This window comes from Nocardiopsis sp. NPDC057823 (assembly GCF_042797335.1).
Taxonomy (GTDB): domain Bacteria; phylum Actinomycetota; class Actinomycetes; order Streptosporangiales; family Streptosporangiaceae; genus Nocardiopsis; species Nocardiopsis changdeensis.
On sequence record NZ_JBHVLR010000008.1, the window covers coordinates 204,412 to 222,151 of the forward strand.

Consider the following 17,740-nt stretch of genomic DNA (forward strand, 5'->3'; position numbering starts at 1 on the left):
CGAACGGGCGCGGTCCCGACCGCGCCCCCTACCGGAATCGGAGGACGCCCACATGCGGCATTCCATCGCCACCGTCTGCCTCAGCGGCACCCTGGAGGAGAAACTGCGTGCCGCGGCCGGGGCCGGCTTCGACGGGGTGGAGATCTTCGAGAACGACCTCGTCGCCTCCCCGCTGCGCCCCCGGGAGATCCGGGCCCTGGCCCGGGACCTGGGCCTGACCATCGACCTCTACCAGCCCTTCCGTGACTTCGAGGGCGTGGACGACGCGACGCTGGCCGCGAACCTGCGGCGGGCCGAGGCCAAGTTCGCCCTCATGGTGGAACTGGGCGCGGACACCGTCCTGGTGTGCTCCAACGCCACAACGTCGGCGATCGACGACGACGCCCGGGCCGCCGCCCAACTGCGGCTGCTGGCCGAGACCGCCGAACGCTACGGGGTCCGGGTCGCCTACGAGGCCCTGGCCTGGGGGACCCACGTGTCCACCTACCGCCGTTCCTGGGAACTCGTCCGCCGGGCCGACCACCCGTCGCTCGGGCTGTGCCTGGACAGCTTCCACATCCTCTCCCGCGGGGACGACCCGGAGGGCGTCCGCGGCATCCCCGGGGAGAAGCTCTTCTTCCTCCAGCTCGCGGACGCGCCGCGGCTGAGCATGGACGTGCTCCAGTGGAGCCGCCACCACCGGTGCTTCCCCGGCCAGGGCGGCTTCGACCTGGCCGCGTTCACCGGACACGTGCTCGCCGCCGGGTACACGGGGCCGCTGTCCCTGGAGGTGTTCAACGACGTGTTCCGGGCGGGCGACCCCGGGCGGACCGCGGCCGACGCGCTGCGCTCGCTCACCGTCCTGGAGGACGCCCTCGCCCGCCGGGACGCCCCGCCCGGGGACAGGCCGTCCGTGACGCTCGCCCGACTGCCCGAACCGCAGGTTCCGCGGGGCTTCGGGTTCGTGGAGGTGGCCGCGACCGGGGAGGCGGCCGGCAGGATCCGGCCCATGCTCGCGGCCCTGGGTTTCGCCCACACCCGGGACCACCGCTCCAAGCCGGTGCAGCTGTGGGAGCACGGTCCCGCCCGCATCCTGCTCAACGCGGCCGACCCCCGGCTCGGACACACCTGGGACGGCGCAGCCTCCGTCACCGCGCTCGGTCTGGTCCTGGACTCCCCCGAACGCTCCGCCGCCCGGGCCGAGCGCCTGTGCTCCCCGGTCCTCGCCCGGCGGCAGGACCCGTCCGAGACGCCGCTGCACGCGGTCGCGGCCCCGGACGGGACCGCCGTCTTCCTCTGCCCGTCCGGCGACGGCGGGGAGGAGCCCTGGCTGTCGGACTTCTCGGCCCCCGCGGTCGGCGACGTCCACTCCGGAGGCGGCCCCGCCCTCACCGGGATCGACCACGTGGGGCTGCACCAGCCCTTCGCCCACTTCGACGAGGCCTCGCTGTTCTACACCGCCCTGTTGGGCCTGTCCCCGGGGGAGAGCACGGAACTGGCCTCCCCGGAGGGGCTGATCCGCAGCCGGGCCCTGGCGATCGCCGGGGGCGGGCCGCGGATCGCGCTGAACGTCTCACTGGTCGGCGACGGACCCCGGGCCGACACCGCGGGAGGAGTCCAGCACATCGCCCTGGCCTGCGAGGACGCCGTCGCCGTGGCCGAGGCCGCGGTGGCGGCCGGGCTGCGGACCCTACCGGTCCCCGACAACTACTACGACGACCTGGCGGCGCGTACCGACCTGCCGCCGCACCGAAGAGAGCACATGAGAAGGCTGAACATCCTCCACGACCGGGACCCCGACGGCCGGGGCGAGTTCCTGCACTTCTTCACACCGCTGCTGGACGGGCACCTCTTCTTCGAGGTGGTCCAGCGCATCGGCGGCTACGCGGGCTACGGGGCGCGCAACACCCCGGTGCGCCTGGCGGTCCACCGGACGGAGCGCGCCGCGTGAGGGGGACGGCGGCCGTGCCGGAGCGGTCCTTCCTGGTCGGACTGATCGGCGCGGGGATCGGCCCGTCCCTCACCCCGGCGATGCACGAACGGGAGGCCGCCGCCCTGGGACGCCGGCTGGTGTACCGGACGATCGACATCGACGTCCTGAAACTGCCCCCCGAGGCCGTGGGGGAGCTTGTCCGCGCGGCACCGCGCTACGGCTTCGACGGCCTCAACATCACCCACCCGTGCAAGCGGCTGGTCCTGCCCCACCTGGACGCGCTCGCCCCCGGCGCCGCCGCGGTGGGCGCGGTCAACACCGTGGTGTTCGACGAGGGATCGGCCGTCGGCCACAACACCGACCGGTCGGGGTTCCTGGGGGCCCTGGAGGAGGGGCTGCCGGGCGCGGCGCGCCGCAGCGTGGTGCTCCTGGGCGCCGGAGGGGCGGGGGCCGCCGCGGCCCATGCCCTGCTCGGCTCCGGCACCGAGCACCTGACCGTGGTCGACCTGGACCTCGAACGCGCCGCCGAGCTGGTGGGGAGCCTGCGGGCCGGGTTCCCCGGGCGGTCGTGCTCCGCGGTCCCGCCCGGAGCCGTGGGGGAACGGGTCGCGGCCGCCGACGGCCTGGTGAACGCGACCCCCAGCGGTATGGCCGGTCATCCGGGGCTGCCCGTCCCGGCCGAACTGCTGGAGCCCCGGTTGTGGGTGGCCGACCTCGTCTACCGTCCGCTGCGCACCGCACTGGTCGCCGCGGCGGAGCGGCGCGGATGCCGCGTGCTGCCCGGCGGCCGCATGGCCGTGCTCCAAGCGGTGGAGGCCTTCGAGCTGATCACCGGCCTGGTCCCCGACCGGGACCGCATGGCCGCCCACTTCGCCGGGCTCACCGCGGGGTGACGTGCGCACGGCGCGGGCGCCGCGGGGCGGGGCGCGGGGCGGGGTCCCGCCCCGCGGTCAGCCGGAGCGCACGAGGCAGAAGGGGTGCCCGGCCGGGTCGAGGTAGACCCGGAAGGAGTCCGGGGCGGGCTGGAACCCGGCCTTGCGGGCACCGATCGCGAGCACCCGCTGCTCGCCGGTGTCGAGGTCGGGGACGTCGAAGTCCAGGTGCAGCTGCTGCGGGCGCTCGTCGCCGGGCCACTCGGGCGGCACGTGGCCGGGCGCCTTCTGGAAGGCGATCGTGGCACCGGTGTCGCTCACGAGCTGGATCCAGGAGTCGTCCTCCCAAGGGCGGACCCGCCAACCGGTGACCGCAGCGTAGAACTCGGCCAGGCCGGCCGGGTCGGGGCAGTCGAGCGCGACGAGGCTGAACGTGGCGATGGGCTCCATGGTGCACGACCCTAGGAGCCGCCGCCGGACCGGTCAAGGCGGTGGGACGCGGGCGTGGCGGGCTCTCCGCGGGGCCCGCGTCCCCCGTGCGGCGGGTCAGCGGTCCGCTCGGGCCCCCTTCCGGAACCGGAGGAGGAACAGCACGGTGAGGACGCTGCACACGAGGACCGCGGTGAGGCTCGCCTCGGGTCCGAAGTCGCCGCCGGTGAGCAGGTAGGGGCCCGAGGCCGTGGCGGTGAACACGCTCGTCTCCCCGTGGTCGACGCCGGAGACCGCGGTGCCGAAGATCCCCGAGGCCGCGAGGTTCCAGCCCAGGTGCAGGCCGATGGGCAGCCACAGGCTGCGCGTGAGCAGGTAGGCGGCGCCGAGCATCAGGCCCGCCTCCACGGCGATGGCCGTCCCGGTCCACAGGGTGGCCCCGGGGTTGGCCATGTGCATGGCGCCGAAGAGCACCGAGGACAGCGCCAGCGCGATCCACGGGCCGGTGACCTCCTCCAGGACGCGCAGCAGGACCCCGCGGAACATCACCTCCTCGATGACCGCGACCGCGCACATCAGCCCGATCGCCGCCATGACGCCGTCGACCGGGCCCCGGCCGGTGATCGTGTACTCGCCGAGCACGGCGATGATCCCGATCACCGCCGCGAACAGCGCGACGCCCAGCACCGAACCGCCCACCAGCCCCAGGGGCAGGGCCGTGACGCGCAGTTCGGTGACGCCCCGGCGCTCGGTGAGGCGCACCATGGCGGCGTAGAGGAGCAGGGTGAGGACCGCGACCCCCACGCCCAGGGTCTGGGCCCACAGGGGGCGGTCCATCACCGGCAGGATCAACTGGGCGGCGAGCGCCTGCACCGCCAGGAAGAGGACGGTCAGCAGCACGATGCGCACCAGGGCGGGGCGCAGCCACCGCGGGCCGTTGCGGGCCGGCGCCGGCCCCCTCCGGCCGGACTCGGGCGCCACCGCGGTTCGGGGGGTGTCGGACATGATCACTTTCCTTCTCGCGGGGCCCCGTGGCCCCGGTGGGAGTCGGGTACCGCCAGGTAGCTGAGGACGCGCCGCCGCCGCCCGCCGCCCGGGCCGCGCCCGGCCGCGGCCAGGACCAGCTCGCCGATCCGGGCGACCAGGTCGGCCAGCTCCTCGTCGGTGAGCCAGGCCGCCGCCTGCCGGTAGGCGACGCCGTCCCGGACGGGGTCGGCGTCCTCGTGGTCGAGGTAGCGGTCGAAGTCGGCCATCAGCGAGGCGGCGAACGCGGTGAACGCGCGGCGGTGGTCGTCCGCGGTCATCGCGGCCCGGGCCTCGGGGTCGACCTCCACGCGTCCCCGGCTCAGCCGGTAGCCGCGTTCCACGGCCCCGCGCACGCGGCGCTCCTCCACCACCTCCAGGACGCCGGCCTCGACCAGGACGGCGATGTGCCGGTACAGGGTCGCGGGCGGGATGTCGGGGAGGCGGTCGCGCAGCTGCGCCGTGGTCAGCGGGTCGGAGTCGAACAGCGACTGCACGACGCGCAGCCGCACCGGGTGGAGGAGGACGTCGGCGGTGGCCATGCCCTTACGTTATCAACTTTGAGAATGTTATCAAATCCGATATCAACGGCCGGTGGCCCCGTCGGCCAGCTCGCGGAGGATGTCGAGGTGGCCGGCGTGGCGGCCGGTCTCCTCGATCATGTGCACCAGCGCCCACCGCATCGACGGCGCGGGCCCGCCCGGGCCGCCCGCGTGGGCGGGCAGGTCCAGGTCCTGACAGGCGGCGATGGCCCGGTCGGCGGCCGCGACGGCCTCCCGGTACCCGCGGACGACGTCCCGCGGGCTCGCGTCCGGGGCGGCGTGGAAGGTGGCCTGCCAGTCGCTGGCCCGCTCCCCCAGGAAGACGAAGCGCTCGACGTGGGCCAGGTGTTCGACGAGCCCGAGGAGGTTGGTGCCCGAGGGCACCCGGGGGATGCGCAGGTCGTGCTCCGGCACCCCGTCCACCTTGGCCAGGACGCTCCCGCGCAGGTAGTCCAGGAAACCGGTGAGCACCGCCTTCTCACCGGGGCCGGTCCGGGGCGGCGGCCGGTCCCGGCGGCGCGGTCCCGCGGGGCTCACGCGCGCTCACCCCCGCCCGCCCGGCGGCGCGCCGCCACCACGGTGTCGACCACCGTCGCCGTCCCCCCGTGGGGGCCGCGGGCGAGCCGGGAACGCCCCTCGCACACGAGGAGGGTCCAGCCGGCCCCGAGGCCGAGCGAGCGCCACAGGTCCTCTGCGCTCGGGTGGTCGTCGCGCTGCTCCCAGGACCAGGGCGCGCTGGAGCCGTGGTCGATGACGGCGAACACCCCGCCGTCGGCCACGGACCGCGCCGCCCGGCGCAGCGCGGCGCCGCGGTCGAGGTCCACGACGGTGTGGAAGTAGTTCGCGTAGACGAGGTCCCGGCTCCCGGGCGCGGGGGCGGACCGGGCCAGGTCGTGCCGCTCCACGGCGAGGCGGTCCCCCAGGCCGGCCCGGCGGGCCCGCTCCGCCAGTGCGGAGAGGGCGTGCTCCGCGATGTCGACGGCGGTGACGCGCCATCCCGCGGCGGCGAGCCACAGGGCGTCCCCGCCGCGGCCGCAGGCGAGTTCGAGCGCTCGGGCCCCCTCCGACGGGGGCGGCACGAGGGAGAGTTCGCCGGCCAGTGCGGTGAAGGCGGGGTTGGGCGCGGGCGGCGGCCCCGAGGGGTCCTCGTCGCGGTACCGCTGCTCCCAGAACCCGCGGCCGGACGGGGATCGGGTGGTGTCTGGTTCCATGCCGCCATGGTGGGCGCACCCGCGCCCGCCGCGCACGTTCTCTTGCGGATCCGCAAAAGGGGAGGCGGCGCCTCAGGCCCCGTGCAGGTGGATGCGCTCCCCCTGGGTCCCGAAGATCGCGATGACCTCCGCGGCGGCCGACTCGGCGGGGTTGCCGATCCAGTGCGGGACACGGGTGTCGAACTCGGCCGCCTCCCCCGCCCCCAGCAGCAGGTCCTGTTCGGTGCCCAGGACCAGCCGGACGGTGCCGGAGAGCACGTAGAACCACTCGTGGCCCTCGTGCGTGCGCAGCTCGGGCGCGGGGAGCGTCCGGGCGGGCGGGTAGACCACCTTGTAGGCCTGCACCCCGCCCGCGCGCCGGGTGAGCGGGACGAAGGTGAGGCCGAAGCGGCGCACCGGGCGCAGGTGCACCCGCGGGTCCCCCACCGGGGGCGCGTCCACGAGTTCGTCGATCGGCACCCGGTACACGCGCGAGAGCGGGAGCAGCTGTCCCAGGGTGGGGTGCAGCCGCCCGGTCTCCAGCCGCGACAGGGTGCTCGGGGTGATCCCGGTCCGCTCCGCCAGCTCGGCGAGGGTCATCCGCGCCCCCGTGCGCAGCCGCCGCAGCCGCTCGCCCACGGCCCGCAGCACCGCGCCGTCGTCCCCGGTGTCGTCCATGTCGGCAATCTAGCGGCCGGCCCGGCGTTCGGCGGTCCCCCTCCGGAAAGCCCGGCCGGGGCGGCCGGGAACACGGCTTCCGGAACGGTCTTCGGAGAGTAAACTCCTGGGACCCCAGGTATCGCTGTGCTCCCGCGTACCGGACCCGCAGGCGTCCCCTTTCTCTCCAGCCCGGGAGTGGCGTTGACGGTCGAGATCTCCGTACTCGGCGACATCCAGACGCGGATCGACGGGCGCGCCGTCGACCTGGGGCACGGGCGGCGGCAGTCCGTGTTCGTCGGACTGCTGGCCGACGTCAACCGCACGGTCCCGGTGGACCGGCTCATCGACCGGGTCTGGGGGCACGTGCCGCCCGACGGGGCGCGGTCCTCGCTCTACAGCTACGTCTCCCGGCTGCGCACCGCCCTGTCCGCGGCCGGGGACGACGCGGCGGTCGGCCGCCGCCCGGGCGGCTACGTCCTCTCCCTGAGCCGGGACGCCCTCGACACCGTCGACCTGTACCGCTTCCGCCGACTCGCCGCCCGGGCGCGGGACGCCCCGACCGAGCACGCCTCCCTGCCCCTCCTGGAGGAGGCGCTCGCCCTGTGGCGGGCCGACGCCTTCGGCACCCTGGACGGCCCCTGGGTCAACGAGTTCCGGGAGAGCCTGCGATTGGAGCGCCTGCGGGCGGAACTGGACCGCAACGAGCTGCTGCTGCGCCAGGGCAGGCAGGCCGAACGCCTCGGCGACCTGCTCTCCCTGGCCCGGGCGCACCCGCTCGACGAACGGCTGATCGGCCAGCTCATGCTCGCGCTGTACCGGGAGGGACGGGCCGCCCAGGCGCTGGAGCACTACGACCGCATCCGCGGCGCGCTGTCCGACGGACTGGGCGCCGACCCCGGGGCCGAACTCCGGGACCTCCACCTGAAGATCCTCAACACCGACCCGGCACTGGACGCCCCGTCCCCGGCGACGGCCCTCTCCGCGGTCCGTTCGTCCTCTGCGGTGGAGCCCCCTCCCGTCCCCCTGCCGAGCCAGCTCCCCGCGCCGCCGCCGCTGCTGGCGGGACGCGGCAGGGAACTCGCCGCGCTCGACACCGCTCCGGAAGCCGAGGCGGCCCCCGTCACCGTGGTCTCCGGCATCGGCGGCATCGGCAAGACCTCGCTGGCCCTGCGGTGGGCGCACGACAACCTCGACCGGTTCCCCGACGGCCAGCTCTACGTGAACCTGCACGGCTTCTCCCCGAGTACCTCCGCGACACAGCCGGAATCCGCGATCCACGACTTCCTCATCGCCCTGGGCGTGGACAACAAGGCCATCCCGACCAGCACCGAGGCCAAGATCGGCCTGTACCGCAGCCTCCTGGCGGGCAAGCGGATGCTGATCCTGCTGGACAACGCACGCGACGCAGGGCAGGTGCGCCCCCTGATCCCCGGCTCCCCCTCGTGCGTCGTCCTGGTCACCAGCCGCGACCGGCTCAGCGGCCTGGTCGCCACCGAGGGGGCCCGCTCCGTCGGTCTGGGCCCGCTCACCCCGGCCGAAGCACGCCGACTGCTCGCCGCCCGGATCGGGGAGCACCGTGTGGCGGCCGAACCCGAAGCGTTGGAGTCCATCATCACCGGCTGCGACAGGTTCCCCCTGGCCCTGGTGGTCGCCGCCGCCCGCGCCGCGGGGAGCCCGCACCTCCCGCTCGCCGAACTCGCCTCCGAACTGCGGGAGGCCGAGACCCGGCTGGACGCCCTGGACACCGGCGACCTGGGGACCTCCCTGCGCGGTGTCCTGGAAGCCTCCCACCGGGCGCTGCCCGGCGCGGCGGCACGCCTGCTCGACCTGCTGAGCCTGCTCCCGGGCCAGAACATCGGACTGACCGCCGTCGCGGCCCTGGCCGGACACGGCCCGGCCCGCACCAGGACCCTGCTGCGCACCCTGGAGTCGGCCCACCTCGTCCAACAGCCGGTACCGGGCCGCTACGAACTGCACGACCTGGTCCGCCTGTACGGCAGGGAGCGGGCCGAGGGGGACCTTCCGGAGGAGGAGCGCCGCGAGGCCCTGCGCTCCCTGGTCGACTTCTACGTCCACACCACCACCCTCGCCAACAGCGCCCTGAACCCGCACGAAGTCCCCTCGTCCCTGGCCGGGGGACCGTCCGACGGGCACCCGCTCGCCCCCGGTATGGCGAACGACACCGAGGCGCTGGAGTGGTTCACCACCGAATGGTCCTGGCTTCCGGCCGTGGTCCGGCTCGCCTCGGACCTGGGCCTGAACCGACAGGTCTGGCGGCTGTGCTGGGACTGCAACTCCTACGTCCGTCGCCGCGGACGGGTCGAGGACTTCATCGAACTCCGCCGCGTCGGGCTCGACTCCACGGCCGGGCTCACCGGTCCGGACGCCCTGACGATGCGGGCGATGGCGCACCGGGGCCTGGCCTCCGCCCTTCTTCTGGCCGGGCGTCCCGGCGAGGAGGCTCTGGACCACCTCACCAGCTCTCTCAAGGGTTTCGAGGAGACCGGGGACCTGCTCAACCAGGCGCACACGCTCCAGACCTTCGTGCTGATGGCGATCCTCACCGGCGACGAGAAGGGCGTCGAAGCCGCGGAGCGGTCCCTGGAGCTGTACCGGAGCGCCGGACAGTCGATGTGGGTGTCCGGAGCGCTCAACAACCTGGGCTGGTTCCTCGCGCGGTTCGGCCGGTACGAGCGGGCACGCGAATGCTGCCTCGAAGCGCTGGAGGCCGCGCGCGCACTGGGCTACAGGGTGGGTGAGGCCGCCTCCCTGGACAGCCTGGGCTACATCTCCACCCGCTCGGGCCGCCACACGGAGGCGGTCGAACACTACCGACAGGCACTTCAGGTGCACCGGGCCCTGAAGGACGCCTTCGAGGAGGCGAACACGCTCAGCGGTATCGCCGAGGCCCACCACGCCCTCGGCGAGACGGAGGCCGCCCGCGGTGCCTGGCTGCGGGCCCTGGACCTCTACCGCACCCAGCACCGGACGGAACAGGTGCGGGAGACCGAGGAGAGGCTCCGCGCCTCGTCCTGACCCCTCGGTGACGCGCCGGGCGGGCGCGGGAGGGTGCGGCCACCGCGATCGCCCCGGCCCGGGACGAGGCGCCTCCCGGCCCCGCGGCGTCCTCCGTCCGGGCGCCGCCCGTCCGCCGGACCCGCGCCCCGCCCCCTGTGTCCGAACAGGCCGTCGGGCCGCGGTCCCGCGCCGACGGGTGCCCCCGCCGACGCGGGAGGCCACCGGGCCGGGCCCTCGTACGCCCGCGCCCCACGGCCTGACCGCCACCCCCCACGGCCCCGCCGAAGCCGGCCTGTACAAGCTCCTGCGACAGGGCCCGACCGCGCCCGCCGCAGGGCGTTGACCAGGGGAAGCGCGCCCGTCCGAAGGGTGACGGACCGATGAAACGCAAGTAAAGTTGCAGAGATTCCTATCTCTGCAATTAAAGTTGCTGTAGCGTGACGGCCATGACCTTCCCCGAGCGTGTGAACGAGTACCGCGACCGACTGACCAGGTCCGACCGCGTGCTCCTCGACGAGATCCTCGCCCACCCGGCGGAGGCTCCGTTCTGGCGCGGCGGCGACGTCGCCCGGCGCGCCGGGGTCCACGCGGCCGCCGCCACCCGCCTGGCGCAGCGACTGGGCTACCAGGGGTACCCGGAGCTGCGGGACGACCTGCGCAAGGACCGCGAGGACCGCCTCAACGGGGCCGGGGACCGCTTCCGGGAGGAGCTCCGCGAGCCGGGGCTCGTCCTGGACACGCTCCTGGCCACGGAGCTGGAATCGCTGTCCGCGGTCGTCAGGCACGTGGACCAGTCGCAGATCGACGGCGTCGCCGACCTCCTGGCCGGAGCCCGGACGGTCTACCTCTTCGCCCGGGGCAACGCGGCCGTCCTGGCCGAACTCCTCGACGGCCGCCTGCGCCGGTTCGGGATGCGGTCGGTCAACCTCACCGGGCCCGGCCGCGAGGTCGCCGAACGCCTCCTGGCGATGTCGGAGTCCGACGCCGTCGTCTCCTTCGCCTTCCGCCGCGCCCCGCGCAACCTCACCGACCTGTACGCCCACGCGGCCGCCGTCGGCGCCCCCTCCGTGCTCGTCACGGACACCCTGCACACCCTCGACCCCGCCCCGACCACCGTGCTGTCCGCCCCGCGCGGGCACCAGGAGGGCTTCTCCTCCCTCAGCGTCCCGATGCTGATCGCGAACGCCATCGTGCTCACCATCGCCCGGCGGCACCCGGACGCCGTCCTGCCCGCACTCGACCGCCTGGACGGCCTGCTCGCGGACTTCGACTGACCGCACGGTCCGAAAGCCCCGGCACGGCGGCAGCGCCGTCCCCCACCCCTCCACCAGCGCGCCCACCGACACCGAGGAACCGTCATGCGCTTGTCAGGAATGCTCTCCGCCCCCGTCGCCCTCTCCCTCGCCGCGGCCCTCACCGCCTGCGGCGGCGGCACCCCCCAGGCCCCCGCCGCCGACGCGGCCGCCGAACCCCACGAACTCGACGACGCCACCCACGAGGAGCTCGTGGAACTGGCCACGGAGGAGGGGTCGGTCACCGTCTACTCCTTCACCTCCCGCATCGCCTCCGTCGAGGAGGCGTTCGAGGCGCAGTACCCCGGGATCGACCTGATCGGCCACGACATCGCCTCCTCCGAGCAGATCACCCGGCTGCGGTCGGAGTCGCAGGCCGGGGCCCCGTCCGCGGACGTCGCCTACATCTCCGACGCGCCGGTGGTCGTCACCGAGCTCGTCGCGGGCGGCATCCTGCGGAACTACGTCCCGCCGCGCCTGGCGGAGAGCGTCCCCCGGGAGTACCGGGAGCCGCTGCTGGCCAACCGGCTCTCGACCAAGATCCTCATGTACAACGAGGAGGCCCACCCCGACGGCAGCCCGGTCGAGAACCTGTGGCAGCTCACCGAGGAGGAGTGGAACGGCCGGGTCGTCATGGTCGACCCCTCCGTTCGCGGCGACTACCTGGACCTCATGGCGGAGATCGTCCGGCGGTCCGACGAGATGGCGCAGGCGCACCGGGAGCACTTCGGGACCGAGGTCGTCCTCGACGAGGGCATCGAGAACGCCGGGCAGCAGTTCATCAAGGACCTGTACGCCAACGGGCTGGTCCTGGTCGACGACACCGACAACGTCAACCAGGCGGTGGGCGCCACCGGCCAGGACGACCCGCCGGTCGGCATCACCTCGTACTCCGACCGCCGGGACAACGAGGAGGAGGGCTGGGCCCTCCAGGCGTCCCTGGGCACCGTCCCGTCGCCGGGCATCACCTTCCCCGCCTACATCGGCATGGTGAACGGCGCCCGGAACCCGGCCGCCGCGCGGCTGGTCGCGGACTTCCTCATGGGCGACGGCTCCGAGACCGGCGGCCCCGCCTACGAGCCGTTCTACGTCCCCGGCGACTACCCCGTGCGCACCGACATGGCCGAGCCCGCGGACGCGGCCCCCCTGGAGGAGCTGGGCGCCTGGGACATCGTCCCGGAGGAGACCGCCCGGATCCGCGACGGCGTGGCCGACTTCCTGCTCACCCTGTGAGCCCCCCGCCAGCGCAGCGACGAAAGGACGCCATGCCGACGGCACCCTCCCCCCGGCGCACCGCGGCCGGCCGCACGGCGGCCCGCGCCCGGACCGCCCTCACCCGGCCCACCGCGGTGCTGGGGGCCTGCACACTGCTCGTCCTGGCCGTCCTCGTGGTGGCGCCGCTCGCCGGGCTGGTCAACACGACCCTCACCCAGGACGGGCGCGGGGCGTGGGCCGACGTCTTCGCCAGCCCGATGTCGGAGAACCTCCTGTGGCGGCCGATGGGCAACTCGATCCTCGTGGGCGCGGCCACCGCCGTCGGCTCCACGGTGATCGGCGGATTCCTCGCCTGGGTGGTCGTGACGACCCGCATCCCCGGGCGGGGCGTCCTCGGACTGCTGGCGACGATCCCGTTCGCGCTGCCGAGCTTCGCCCTGGCGCTGGCCTGGGAGTCGGTGTTCCGCAACGACCTGATCGGCGGCTCCGCCGGCATCCTGACGAACCTCGGGGTCGCCGTCCCGGACTGGCTGGCCTGGGGGCCCGTGCCGGTCGCGGCGACCCTGACGGCCCACTACTTCTCCCTGTCGTTCATGCTCATCGCCGCCGCCCTGGCGAGCGTCAACGGGGACCTGATGGAGGCCGCCGAGCTGACGGGGGCCTCCACCCTGCGCGTGGCCCGCGACATCGCCCTGCCCGTCGTGGCCCCGGCGATGGTGTCCGGCGCGCTGCTGGCCTTCGCCGAGGGGGTCTCCAACTTCGTCACCCCGGCGCTCCTGGGGCTGCCGGTCCGGTTCCACACGCTCTCGACCCGGCTGTACGGGGCGATCTCCACCGGCGACGTCGTGCGCGGCTACGTGCTGTCGATCGTGCTCATCCTCGTGGCCGCGATGATCATGTACGCCTCGACCCGCCTCACCGGGGGCCGGCGGAGCTTCGCGACGATCACCGGCAAGGGCGGCCGCCGCCGCAGCGTCGACCTCGGTCCGTGGACCCGGCCGACGGCCGCGCTCGCCTGGCTGGTGGTCGTGTGCACCACCGTCGTCCCCGGCGCGGTGCTCGTGCTGAGCTCCCTGACCCGGCGCACCAACGACTTCGCCTCCGGGTTCACCCTCCACTACTGGATCGGTGACTCCGACCCGGCGTTCGCGCAGGGGCTGCCGGGGATCCTCGGCAACCCGCAGATCCTCCAGGCGACCTGGAACACGGTGCTCCTGGGGGTGTGCGTGGCGGTCGGCGCCGGCGTCCTGGGGCTGCTCGTCTCCTACGCCGTCACCCGTTCCGGCGGCACCGGATGGCTGCCCGCGACCCTGGGAGTCGTCTCCTTCGTGCCGTTCCTCATCCCCGGCATCGCGCTCGGGGCGGCGTTCATCGCGCAGTTCGGGGCGCCCATCGGGCCGTTCCCGAGCCTGTACGGGACCTTCGCGATCCTGGTGCTGGCCGGGATCGCCGCGACGATCCCCTTCGCGGTGCGGTCGGGCACCTCGGCGCTGAGCCAGGTGTCCCGGGACGTGGAGGAGGCGGCGGTGATGGCCGGGGCCGGCCTGTTCCGCCGGATCGGCGCCGTCATCGCGCCGCTGACCGCCCGCGGCCTGTTCACCGGCGGGGTGCTGGTGTTCGTCCAGATGGTGCGCGACCTGTCCCTGGTCGTGCTGCTGGCGACCCCGGCGATGCCGGTCCTGGCCGTCCTGACCTACCAGTACTCCTCGGAGAACTTCACCCAGCTCGCCAACGCGGTCACCGTCGTCATCGCGGTGATCTCGGTCGGGGCGACCGTCCTCGCCCGGCGCCTCGAAGGCGCCGCCCAACCCTGGAACCCGAACCCATGACCTCCACGACGGACCACCGACGGGCGGAAAGGACCGGCATGAGAACCGGAGCACCCGCTGCCTCCCTGACCATCACCGACCTGCGCAAGGACTTCGGCGGCACCGCGGCCGTCGACGGCATCTCGATCGACGTCCCCGCGGGCTCCTTCCTCGTCCTGCTCGGCCCCTCCGGGTGCGGGAAGACGACGACCCTGCGGATGCTCGCGGGGCTGGAGGACCCCACCGGGGGCGAGATCCGGTTCGGCGACCGCGTCATCGCCCGGGGCGGCGGCCCGGCCGTGGCCCCCGGCGAGCGCGAGGCCGGGCTGGTCTTCCAGTCGTACGCGCTGTGGCCGCACAAGACGGTGCGGCAGAACGTCGAATGGCCGCTGGTCGTGGCCAAGTGGCCGCGGGCCGACCGGCGGGCCCGCGCCGAGCGGGTGCTGTCGATGCTGGCGATCACCGACCTCGCCGACCGCTACCCGGGGGAGATCAGCGGCGGGCAGCAGCAGAGGGTCGCGATCGCCCGCATGATCGCGCCGCAACCCCGGGTCCTGCTCTTCGACGAGCCGCTGTCCAACCTCGACGCGCGGCTGCGGGTCGAGACCCGCGGGGAGCTGATGCGCATCCACCGCTCCACCGGCGCGACGAGCGTCTACGTCACCCACGACCAGGTGGAGGCGATGACCATGGCCACGCACATCGCGCTCATGAGGGACGGCCGCGTCGAGCAGTTCGGCACGCCGCGGGAGCTGCTGGAGGCGCCGCGCACGCCGTTCGCCGCGACGTTCGTGGGCACTCCCCCGGCCAACATCATCGGATGCCGGGTGGAGGACGGGCGGCTGCGGGCGTACGGCGTCGACTGCGGCCCCGCCCCCGACGGCGTCACGGGCGGGGCCGTGCAGGCCATGTACCGCGCGGGCTCGCTCGCGCCGGCCGCCGAGCCGGGGCCCGGGTGCCTGCCGGCGACGTTCGCCGACCAGGTGCCGATGGCCGACCGGTGGGTGCTGGGCGCGGACCTCGACGACGGGACCCGGCTGCACCTCTCCCGGGACGCCCCGGTGGACCTGCGGCCCGGCGACCGGCTCGGGGTGCGCCTGCCCGAGAGGGCGGACGCGTACTTCGACGCCGCGGACGGGCGCCCGGCGGCCGGGGCCGCCCTGTGATGCGGCTGGTCCTGGTCCGCCACGGCGAGACCGAGTGGAACGAGGAACGGCGCCTCCAGGGGCAGCAGGACATCGGGCTGTCCGCCACCGGGCGGCGGCAGGTCGCCGCGCTGGCGGAGATGGTCGGGTACCTGGCGCCGGGGTACGTCGTCACCTCGGGGCTGCGCCGCACGCGCGAGACCGCCGAGGTGCTGGGCGTCCGCCCGGACGCGTGCGACCCGCGGCTGAACGAGGCGTACCTGGCCGGCTGGGAGGGGCGGTACTCGGCGGAGATCAAGGAGGAGGGCGGCGGCGTGTACGCCGCGTGGCGCGCGGGCCGCTACCACCCGCCCGGGGCCGAGAGCTTCGGCACGCTCACCGAGCGGGTGGTCGCGGGGATCGACGCCGCCGTACGCGACGCCGCGGCCCGGGGACACGAGCTGTTCATGGCGGTCACCCACGGCGGGCCGGCCCGGGCCCTGCTCACGGCCGCCGTCGGGCTCGACCCGGCCCGCACGGTGCCGAGCCATCCGGCCAGCCTCAGCATCGTGGACGTCGACCCCGGGGCGGCCTCCCTCACCGAGCCGGGGGCGGCCAGGCTGCGGCTGTTCAACTACGCCCCGGCCCTGTCCCCGCTGGACCCGCCGGACTGACTCCGCCCCGGGGCCCGGGAAAACCCTTGGACGGACGGGCGCCGAGGCGCTGGGATGGGGACCTGCCGTGTACACCGCCGCCCGCCCCGGGCGGACCGAACGCAGGAGCGCGCCTGTGGGAACCGTCCGCCCCGCCATCGACCACGACCTCGTCCGACGCCTGGTCGACGCGCAGTTCCCGCGGTGGGCGGACCTGCCCCTGACCAGGGTGGAGCCCGGCGGTTCGGACCACGTGATCCACCGGCTGGGCGGGGAGCTGTCCGTCCGGCTGCCCCGGCACGCCGGGGCCGTCGGGCAGGCCCGCAAGGAGGCCGAGTGGCTGCCCCGGCTCGCCCCGCACCTGCCGCTGGCCGTGCCCGAGCCGGTGGCGGTGGGATCTCCCGGCTTCGGCTACCCGTGGCCGTGGGCGGTGACCCGCTGGCTGGACGGCGAGCCCGCGACCGTCGGGGCGCTGGCGGACTCCTCCGACGCCGCCGTCGGGCTCGCCGGATTCCTCACCGCCCTACAGCGGTTCGCCCCCGACGCGGTCCCGGCCGCTAGCGCCCGCGGCGGGCTCGCCGGCGAGCCGCTGGCCGACCGGGACCGCGAGACCCGAGCCGCCATCGCCGCGACCGCCGACGTGTTCGACGCGGCGGCGATGACGGAGGTGTGGGAGGCGGCGCTGGCCGCGCCGGACTGGCGGCGGCCCCCGGTGTGGTTCCACGGCGACTTCCACACCGGCAACCTGCTGACCGTCGGCGGCCGCCTGAGCGCGGTCATCGACTTCGGCGGGTTCGGCGCCGGCGACCCGTCCCGCGACCTGATGGTCGCCTTCACGCTGATGTCGGCCGACCGCCGGGCCGACTTCCGGGCGGCGCTGGGCGTGGACGGGGCCACCTGGCTGCGCGGCCGCGGCTGGGCCCTGGCCACCGGCCTGAACGCCTACACCGCCTACGCCGCCACCGACGCGCGCGTCGCCGCGCAGACCACCCGCCAGATCACCGCCGCCCTCGCCGGGTAGCCCAGAACAGCCCCTGGAGGAGGTGGCGCGGGGCGCGGAGGGTCCAGTGGTCGATACCGTGGCTCTCGTAGGTGGCGACGAAGCGGTGGGTGTACGCGCGGAAGGACGCCGGGGAGGAGTCCAGCCGGCGGGCGGAGACCCCCGCCCGCATCCGGGGGGCGTAGGCGACGCGGATACCGGTCTGCTTGAGGTGCACGGCCAGGTCGATGTCCTCGTGCAGCACGTCCTCGTGGTCGGGGCAGGCCGCGTGCTCGATCGACTTCCACGCCGTGGCGCGGATCGCCATGTTGCTGCCGTAGAGGAACGGGCAGCGCCGCCTCCCCAGGTGCCAGAGCGTGCGCCGCACGAGGTCGTCGGACACCGGCAGGGACCCGAACCGGGGCACGTCGTAGTAGGTGACCGGCCCGGTGACGGCCCCGACGGCCGGGTCCTCCATGGCCCGGGAGACGTTCTCGACCCAGTCCGGGGCGAGCACGGAGTCGGCGTCGATACGCCCGAGGACGTCGCCGGTCGCCGCGGCGAACCCGGCGTTGCGGGTGGGGACCAGCCCCTGGGCGTCGAACTGCCGTAGGAGCCTGATCCCCGCCTCGGGGTGGGCCCGGGCCAGGCGCCGGACGGTCTCCGCCGTGCCGTCGGTCGAGCGGTTGTCGACCACGATGACCTCCCAGGGGGCCCGTGTCTGCGCCAGCACGGCGAGCAGGCACCGCTCGATGGTGGCCTCCTCGTTGAACGCCGGGATGACCAGGGACACCGTCGGCGCGGACGCCACCGCCCGGGCCGCCCTCCCGCGCCTCCTTCTCGGGATATCGACGTCGGTCACGGATTTCCTCTCCTCGGTCCTGCGACGGCTGTGCCCGCCTCGTCCCGGACCCGGGCGGCCGCCCCGGGCCCGGGCCCAAAGACCCCACCCACGGGCCGGCGGAGAAAAACAAAACGCACAGCCCCCCCGATAACTGCGTGAAAAAACAGGGGGGGGCGGCG

Annotated in this window: 16 protein-coding genes; 9 read left to right on the plus strand and 7 right to left on the minus strand. The window is 74.7% G+C overall.

The window, feature by feature from the left end; genetic code table 11:
- Window positions 1-52: 52 nt before the first annotated feature.
- Window positions 53-1,930 (plus strand): TIM barrel protein, encoded by a 1,878-nt coding sequence (locus ACFVNO_RS16160; RefSeq protein WP_378893291.1) that lies wholly within the window; start codon window positions 53-55, stop codon window positions 1,928-1,930.
- The gene (locus tag ACFVNO_RS16165) at window positions 1,927-2,805 is read left to right on the plus strand and encodes a shikimate dehydrogenase (RefSeq protein WP_355266779.1); all 879 of its coding nucleotides are present in this window, start codon (window positions 1,927-1,929) and stop codon (window positions 2,803-2,805) included. The genes ACFVNO_RS16160 and ACFVNO_RS16165 overlap by 4 nt, the downstream gene beginning before the upstream one ends.
- A 57-nt stretch (window positions 2,806-2,862) precedes the next feature.
- On the opposite strand, the gene ACFVNO_RS16170 is transcribed toward ACFVNO_RS16165, so the two are convergent.
- The 6 genes from ACFVNO_RS16170 to ACFVNO_RS16195 form a co-directional block, all read right to left on the minus strand.
- Window positions 2,863-3,234, minus strand: a complete 372-nt coding sequence (locus ACFVNO_RS16170; protein ID WP_220560584.1) for a VOC family protein — start codon at window positions 3,232-3,234, stop codon at window positions 2,863-2,865.
- Window positions 3,235-3,330: 96 nt separating this feature from the next.
- Window positions 3,331-4,218: a CPBP family intramembrane glutamic endopeptidase gene (locus ACFVNO_RS16175; RefSeq protein ID WP_378893296.1), complete on the minus strand. Its 888-nt coding sequence runs from the start codon at window positions 4,216-4,218 to the stop codon at window positions 3,331-3,333.
- Window positions 4,219-4,220: 2 nt separating this feature from the next.
- Window positions 4,221-4,778 (minus strand): helix-turn-helix domain-containing protein, encoded by a 558-nt coding sequence (locus ACFVNO_RS16180; RefSeq protein WP_220560582.1) that lies wholly within the window; start codon window positions 4,776-4,778, stop codon window positions 4,221-4,223.
- Window positions 4,779-4,820: 42 nt separating this feature from the next.
- Window positions 4,821-5,315, minus strand: a complete 495-nt coding sequence (locus ACFVNO_RS16185) for a DinB family protein (protein WP_378893300.1) — start codon at window positions 5,313-5,315, stop codon at window positions 4,821-4,823.
- Complete coding sequence (locus tag ACFVNO_RS16190) at window positions 5,312-5,989, minus strand: class I SAM-dependent methyltransferase (RefSeq protein WP_355266769.1); 678 nt, start codon at window positions 5,987-5,989, stop codon at window positions 5,312-5,314. The genes ACFVNO_RS16185 and ACFVNO_RS16190 overlap by 4 nt, the downstream gene beginning before the upstream one ends.
- Before the next feature lie 72 nt (window positions 5,990-6,061).
- Window positions 6,062-6,646 carry an XRE family transcriptional regulator gene (locus ACFVNO_RS16195; RefSeq protein WP_355266766.1) on the minus strand — a complete coding sequence of 195 codons (585 nt, stop codon included), beginning with the start codon at window positions 6,644-6,646 and terminating at the stop codon, window positions 6,062-6,064.
- Window positions 6,647-6,829: 183 nt separating this feature from the next.
- Here ACFVNO_RS16195 and ACFVNO_RS16200 point away from each other — a divergent pair, with 183 nt between their 5' ends.
- From ACFVNO_RS16200 to ACFVNO_RS16230, 7 genes are all read left to right on the plus strand, one after another.
- Window positions 6,830-9,664 carry a BTAD domain-containing putative transcriptional regulator gene (locus tag ACFVNO_RS16200; protein WP_378893305.1) on the plus strand — a complete coding sequence of 945 codons (2,835 nt, stop codon included), beginning with the start codon at window positions 6,830-6,832 and terminating at the stop codon, window positions 9,662-9,664.
- Window positions 9,665-10,092: 428 nt separating this feature from the next.
- Window positions 10,093-10,920: a MurR/RpiR family transcriptional regulator gene (locus ACFVNO_RS16205; RefSeq protein ID WP_355266759.1), complete on the plus strand. Its 828-nt coding sequence runs from the start codon at window positions 10,093-10,095 to the stop codon at window positions 10,918-10,920.
- A gap of 84 nt (window positions 10,921-11,004) precedes the next feature.
- Window positions 11,005-12,171, plus strand: coding sequence for an ABC transporter substrate-binding protein (locus ACFVNO_RS16210; RefSeq protein WP_378893308.1), 1,167 nt, complete (start codon window positions 11,005-11,007; stop codon window positions 12,169-12,171).
- A 32-nt stretch (window positions 12,172-12,203) separates the two neighbouring features.
- A complete protein-coding gene (locus ACFVNO_RS16215) occupies window positions 12,204-13,982 on the plus strand; it encodes an ABC transporter permease (RefSeq protein ID WP_378893311.1) in 1,779 nt (592 codons plus the stop codon).
- A gap of 38 nt (window positions 13,983-14,020) precedes the next feature.
- Entirely contained in the window at window positions 14,021-15,127 is a 1,107-nt protein-coding gene (locus ACFVNO_RS16220; RefSeq protein WP_378893314.1) for an ABC transporter ATP-binding protein, read from the plus strand.
- Window positions 15,127-15,759 (plus strand): histidine phosphatase family protein, encoded by a 633-nt coding sequence (locus ACFVNO_RS16225; RefSeq protein WP_378893406.1) that lies wholly within the window; start codon window positions 15,127-15,129, stop codon window positions 15,757-15,759. Before ACFVNO_RS16220 ends, ACFVNO_RS16225 begins: the two co-directional genes overlap by 1 nt.
- 115 nt (window positions 15,760-15,874) lie before the next feature.
- Complete coding sequence (locus tag ACFVNO_RS16230; RefSeq protein ID WP_378893317.1) at window positions 15,875-16,759, plus strand: aminoglycoside phosphotransferase family protein; 885 nt, start codon at window positions 15,875-15,877, stop codon at window positions 16,757-16,759.
- Here ACFVNO_RS16230 and ACFVNO_RS16235 read toward each other — a convergent pair.
- Window positions 16,737-17,579, minus strand: coding sequence for a glycosyltransferase (locus ACFVNO_RS16235; RefSeq protein ID WP_378893320.1), 843 nt, complete (start codon window positions 17,577-17,579; stop codon window positions 16,737-16,739). The two genes, ACFVNO_RS16230 and ACFVNO_RS16235, sit on opposite strands and share 23 nt — an antisense overlap.
- Between the last annotated feature and the right edge of the window lie 161 nt (window positions 17,580-17,740).

What these genes read in the sequence shown, in the direction of transcription:
- ACFVNO_RS16195 (WP_355266766.1), bottom strand. Translation starts at nt 6,646, where the DNA reads ATGGACGACACCGGGGACGACGGCGCGGTGCTGCGGGCCGTGGGCGAG.
- ACFVNO_RS16175 (WP_378893296.1), bottom strand. Translation starts at nt 4,218, where the DNA reads ATGTCCGACACCCCCCGAACCGCGGTGGCGCCCGAGTCCGGCCGGAGG.
- ACFVNO_RS16220 (WP_378893314.1), top strand. Translation starts at nt 14,021, where the DNA reads ATGAGAACCGGAGCACCCGCTGCCTCCCTGACCATCACCGACCTGCGC.
- ACFVNO_RS16160 (WP_378893291.1), top strand. Translation starts at nt 53, where the DNA reads ATGCGGCATTCCATCGCCACCGTCTGCCTCAGCGGCACCCTGGAGGAG.
- ACFVNO_RS16215 (WP_378893311.1), top strand. Translation starts at nt 12,204, where the DNA reads ATGCCGACGGCACCCTCCCCCCGGCGCACCGCGGCCGGCCGCACGGCG.
- ACFVNO_RS16225 (WP_378893406.1), top strand. Translation starts at nt 15,127, where the DNA reads ATGCGGCTGGTCCTGGTCCGCCACGGCGAGACCGAGTGGAACGAGGAA.
- ACFVNO_RS16180 (WP_220560582.1), bottom strand. Translation starts at nt 4,778, where the DNA reads ATGGCCACCGCCGACGTCCTCCTCCACCCGGTGCGGCTGCGCGTCGTG.
- ACFVNO_RS16210 (WP_378893308.1), top strand. Translation starts at nt 11,005, where the DNA reads ATGCGCTTGTCAGGAATGCTCTCCGCCCCCGTCGCCCTCTCCCTCGCC.
- ACFVNO_RS16170 (WP_220560584.1), bottom strand. Translation starts at nt 3,234, where the DNA reads ATGGAGCCCATCGCCACGTTCAGCCTCGTCGCGCTCGACTGCCCCGAC.
- ACFVNO_RS16205 (WP_355266759.1), top strand. Translation starts at nt 10,093, where the DNA reads ATGACCTTCCCCGAGCGTGTGAACGAGTACCGCGACCGACTGACCAGG.
- ACFVNO_RS16190 (WP_355266769.1), bottom strand. Translation starts at nt 5,989, where the DNA reads ATGGAACCAGACACCACCCGATCCCCGTCCGGCCGCGGGTTCTGGGAG.